This is a genomic window from Nocardiopsis sp. NPDC055824, from assembly GCF_053616335.1.
In genome coordinates this window covers 1-4,515 of record NZ_JBSHDN010000326.1, presented here as the reverse complement: position 1 = coordinate 4,515, position 4,515 = coordinate 1, and the positions used below count along the sequence as shown (strand labels likewise).

At 71.3% G+C, this 4,515-nt stretch carries 5 protein-coding genes; 1 reads left to right on the top strand and 4 read right to left on the bottom strand.

Translation table 11 applies throughout. The features are described from left to right. Nucleotides 1-34 precede the first annotated feature (34 nt). The 3 genes from ACWGL3_RS31185 to ACWGL3_RS31175 form a co-directional block, all read right to left on the bottom strand. Nucleotides 35-1,144, bottom strand: coding sequence for an LLM class flavin-dependent oxidoreductase (locus ACWGL3_RS31185; protein WP_267944621.1), 1,110 nt, complete (start codon nt 1,142-1,144; stop codon nt 35-37). 222 nt (nt 1,145-1,366) lie between these two features. Continuing rightward, complete coding sequence (locus tag ACWGL3_RS31180; protein ID WP_452462124.1) at nt 1,367-2,845, bottom strand: glycosyltransferase family 2 protein; 1,479 nt, start codon at nt 2,843-2,845, stop codon at nt 1,367-1,369. Then, complete coding sequence (locus ACWGL3_RS31175; protein ID WP_267944624.1) at nt 2,842-3,003, bottom strand: LPXTG cell wall anchor domain-containing protein; 162 nt, start codon at nt 3,001-3,003, stop codon at nt 2,842-2,844. The genes ACWGL3_RS31180 and ACWGL3_RS31175 overlap by 4 nt, the downstream gene beginning before the upstream one ends. A gap of 472 nt (nt 3,004-3,475) precedes the next feature. On the opposite strand from ACWGL3_RS31175, the gene ACWGL3_RS31170 reads away from it, so the two are divergent. Then, entirely contained in the window at nt 3,476-3,628 is a 153-nt protein-coding gene (locus ACWGL3_RS31170) for a hypothetical protein (protein WP_267944625.1), read from the top strand. Between the two features lie 57 nt (nt 3,629-3,685). On the opposite strand, the gene ACWGL3_RS31165 is transcribed toward ACWGL3_RS31170, so the two are convergent. Further along, nucleotides 3,686-4,048, bottom strand: a complete 363-nt coding sequence (locus tag ACWGL3_RS31165) for an ADP-ribosylation/crystallin J1 (protein WP_267950405.1) — start codon at nt 4,046-4,048, stop codon at nt 3,686-3,688. Nucleotides 4,049-4,515 lie beyond the last annotated feature (467 nt).

Here is a 4,515-nt window from a genome sequence, read left to right as displayed (position 1 = left end):
GCGCACCCGCACCCCGGACCGGGCGGGCCGGGGCTCAGGCGCGGCCGGTCTGCGCACCCTTGTCGCCCCCGGCGCCCTTGGCCGCCAACAGGGAGGCGTGGGTCGGGGCGTCGGGGACGTGGGCGGGCCGCCCGGCCGCGAACTCCTTGCGCAGCACCGGGACGACCTCCTCGCCGAGCAGGTCCAGCTGCTCCAGGACCGTCTTCAGCGGCAGGCCGGCGTGGTCCATGAGGAAGAGCTGGCGCTGGTAGTGGCCGAAGGAGTCCCGGAAGGTCAGGGTGCGGTCGATGACCTCCTGCGGGCTTCCGACGGTCAGCGGGGTCTCGCGGGTGAACTCCTCCAGGCTGGGCCCGCCGCCGTAGACGGGGGCGTTGTCGAAGTAGGGGCGGAACTCCTTGACCGCGTCCTGGGAGTTCTTGCGCATGAAGACCTGCCCGCCGAGGCCGACGACGGCCTGGTCGGCCTTGCCGTGGCCGTAGTGCTCGAAGCGGCGCCGGTACAGGGAGATCAGCTTCTTGGTGTGCGTGGCCGGCCAGAAGATGTTGTTGTGGAAGAAGCCGTCACCGTAGTACGCGGCCTGCTCGGCGATCTCCGGGCTGCGGATCGAGCCGTGCCAGACGAAAGGCGGCACCCCGTCCAGGGGCCGGGGCGTGGAGGTGAAGCCCTGGAGGGGGGTGCGGAACTTGCCCTCCCAGTCGACGACGTCCTCCCTCCACAGGCGGTGGAGCAGGTTGTAGTTCTCCAGCGCCAGCGGGATGCCCTGGCGGATGTCCTGGCCGAACCAGGGGTAGACGGGGCCGGTGTTGCCGCGGCCCATCATCAGGTCCACCCGGCCGTCGGCCAGGTGCTGCAGCATCGCGAAGTCCTCGGAGATCTTCACCGGGTCGTTGGTGGTGATCAGCGTGGTGGAGGTGGACAGGATCAGCTTCTCGGTCCGCGCCGCGATGTAGCCGAGCATCGTCGTCGGGGAGGACGCCACGAACGGCGGGTTGTGGTGCTCTCCGGTGGCGAAGACGTCGAGGCCGACCTCCTCCGCCTTGAGCGCGATCGCGACCATCGCCTTGACCCGCTCGGCCTCGGTCGGCGTGCGTCCCGTCGTCGGGTCGGTGGTCACGTCACTGACTGAGAAGATTCCGAACTGCATGGCCTGCTCCCCGATATTGTTTCCTGAGAAGTAATTTCCTATGAAGGTATCACGGGGAACGGGTGGGGCGACACAGGTATTCCCCGGCGTCCCCGGAGCGGAAGGCGTGGACGGCGGCGCCCCCGAAGGACCGCCGCCCCGGGGTCCGGGGCGCCCCGTGCGGGAGGAGGGGTCCCCTCGGTTCATGGGTCCCCTCCCCCCGCCTCCGACCGCCCCGCTCCCTCACGCCGGGGAGGCGCTCCGGGCGGCGGCCCCGGGTTCCGCCTGCGGGGAACCGCCGGCCATGGCGACCTCGACCCCCTCCCTGGTGCCCCAGCGGGTGATCCGCCTGCAGGTCAGCATCGCGTAGAGGTACAGGGGCCGCAGCACCAGGAGCCTCCACACCGCGGCCGCGGGGGAGACCAGGTACAGCATGAGCAGGTAGCCCGCCGACTCGTCGCTCCTGCGCATGGTGAACAGGCGCAGCGCCATGATGTAGTTGATCGCCAGGCCGATCACGAGTGCGGCGACCGCGATGGACCTCCACTGTTCGCGCAGGCCCTCGTCGCACAGCACGAGCAGCGGAACCGCGTAGGCCACGAACATGTGCAGGTACTCGGTCACCGTCCCCCAGAACACCACGCCGCGCAGCGGCATGTACCTCAGCCACCACAGGTGCCGCACCGTCGTCCCCCTCATCCAGCGCAGCTGCTGGCCGAAGTAGTGGCGCGGGCGCTCCGGGACGAGGGTGAAGACGATCGCGGACGGCTGGTGGACGGTGTCGCCCTTGAGCAGGGCGTAGAAGGTGAGCATGGAGTCGTCGTTCATCTGCATGGGACGGCCCCAGAAGTGCTCGTTCTCGTAGGCCCCCGCGCTATCGCGGACCGTCTGCGCCCGGTAGAAGGCCAGGGTGCCGGAGTTGATCGTCACCCGGCGCAGGACCGACTGCGCGCTGCGCAGGCCCCGGGTGAACGGCAGGTAGAGCACACAGGTGAGCCTGGTGAGCAGGTTGGCGTCCCTGTTGAGCACCAGGACGTGGCCCGCCACCGACTGCACCCGCGGACTGGCGAAGGGCGCGAGGCCCTCCCTCACGGCGTGGCGGTCGAGCACCGAGTCGCTGTCGAGGGTGACGAAGACGTCGGCGTCGTCCTCGGCGAGCACGTGCATCTGGGCGAAGCGCTTGCCGCGGTTGGCGGTGCGGTCCCAGGTGGCCTCCACCCCGTGGCCGGCGGCCCGGGCGAGGAACGCGTCGCGGATGCCGCCGTAGTCCACGGGCTCCCCGTCGGCGTCCACGGACCCGTCGTCGACGACCCGCACACGGTCCACCGTGCGGCTCTGCGCGAGGACCGAGTCCAGGCACGCGCGCAGGACCAGCGGGTCCTCGTTGTAGACGGGGACCTGGACCGTCACGGTCAGGGAGTCGAGCGCCACCTGTTCGTCGGCGGTCGCGCGGACGGGCCTCTCCAGCCAGGCGAAGGGCGCCCACCACAGGAGCAGGAACGAGGCGAGCCACACCATGGCCAGGCTCGCCCGGGGTTCGTGGAACCCGCCGACCGCGCCGACCACGTGGGCCATGCCCCACACGGTGAACGCGGCGAACGCGAGCATCCCCAGGAACGCCATCGCGCCGGGGCGCGCGGTCCTGGCGGTGGGCAGGACCGGGTCATGCGGTGGCCGGGGCCGGCCCCCGGACCGGTCCGCGTCGCGGAAAGTGAGGGTCATCGCTCCAGCGGTCCCCTGTCCCGGCGGAAGGAGACGCGGACGAGCAGCGCTCCGGCGACGACCAGGACGAGGCCGACGACGACCAGCCAGAGGTAGCCGGCGGCGAACCCCGTCGCCGCGAGCGTCGCTCCGGAACCTGTGGAGTATCCGTAGGGCATGTGGGCTTCCTCGGGATCGGGTGACTTTACGTCACATGTCTCCCACGGAACGTCCTCGCCTCCAAAAGAGAAAGGCCAATTTCACGCAAAGACCGGGGCATGGTTCGCGAACCGCTCCGCCGGGGGTGCGGACACCGGAGCGTGCGCGGGACCGACATGTCCGGAACGCGTTACCGGAGCCGGTGGCCGAGCGGTCCGCCGGACGGTCGGCCCGACCCGCTCCGGCACTCCGTCCACAGGCCGGAGGCCGTCTGTTCACGCGGATGTGGTGCGCGGGTATGACCATGCCCAGGGACCGGACACCTCCCGGGGAAGGGAGACCGGTGCGACGCAAGCCGAACGGTCGTCACCGCGTGCTATCCCTGACCCGAACCCCGCGGTCACCGGGAGTCACGGCGACCGGGACGTCCGAGCACGTGATCACACGAGAAGGAGGAGGGCGCGCCCCACCGGCCCCCGCGCCCGGAACCCCATGGCCACCACCCTCGACCCCCGACGCGACCCCTCCGCACCGGCCACCGACCGCACCGACCGCGAGCCCGTCGTGCTCGCGGACGCCTTCGGCGACGTCCTCGCCGCCCTCACGGACCTGGACCCCGACCTGGCACTCGTGCCCGACGCCTGACACGCCGACCGGCGGGACCCCGCCCCTGCGGCCGGGGTCCCGCCCGCTCCCCTGCCGTCAGCGGGGGGAGACCCCCTCGGGGTGCTCGGGCAGGTAGGACCACACCAGCTCGATCGGGCCGCGCAGGTGGGCGTTGAACTCCGCCAGCTCCTCCGCGGGCACCCACAGCTCCAGGATCGTGCGTCCGCCCGCCTGCCTCACGGGGTACCGGGACGCGAATCCGGCGTCCACGCGGAACCGGGTGACGTGCCCCTCACCGTCGCGTGGCAGGTTCCACTCCCTGGCGATCCTCTCCGCGTACCCCCGGTTCAGGACCGGGTAGAAAATGGGCTGCTCCGGCAGCCGCGGCGGCCACTCCCGCCAGCCGGAATCCCTGACCAGGGCGAGTTCCCGGGGCCCTGTGGGCCGCCACAGGGTCATCGTCCCCGGCGTGCCCCCGCCCTCTCCTGTGCTGTTCACAGCAGGAGCATAGACATCCCTTGCCCCAGTCAGCACCCGCTTTTTACCGGCCGGACCGAAAATCGGTGCGAGGAACGGGAACACCACAATCAGACGAAGCGTTCTCACAGGTGAAGCGCCCCAGACCGAACCCCGACCCCGCAGTCTTCCCACACCCACCCAGGTCCTGTGAGGCGCTCGCACCACAAACCAAGCGCGGATGCACGCGCTCGTGTCGGCAATGGGGGTTTCCGGCACGTATTCAGTCGCTGCATCCGCCTTCCCAGCGGCCAGACCGCACTCAGTGCACACTGGCCGCGCCCGCTGTGGCCCGCGTTGGGGGACGTGGGCCACAGCTACGTCCGGGGACGTGCCGCCCCCCCCCCCCGCCCCCGCCCCCGTTTGACCCCCCGGCCCCCCCCCCCCCCCCCCCGGCCGCCCCCCCCGGC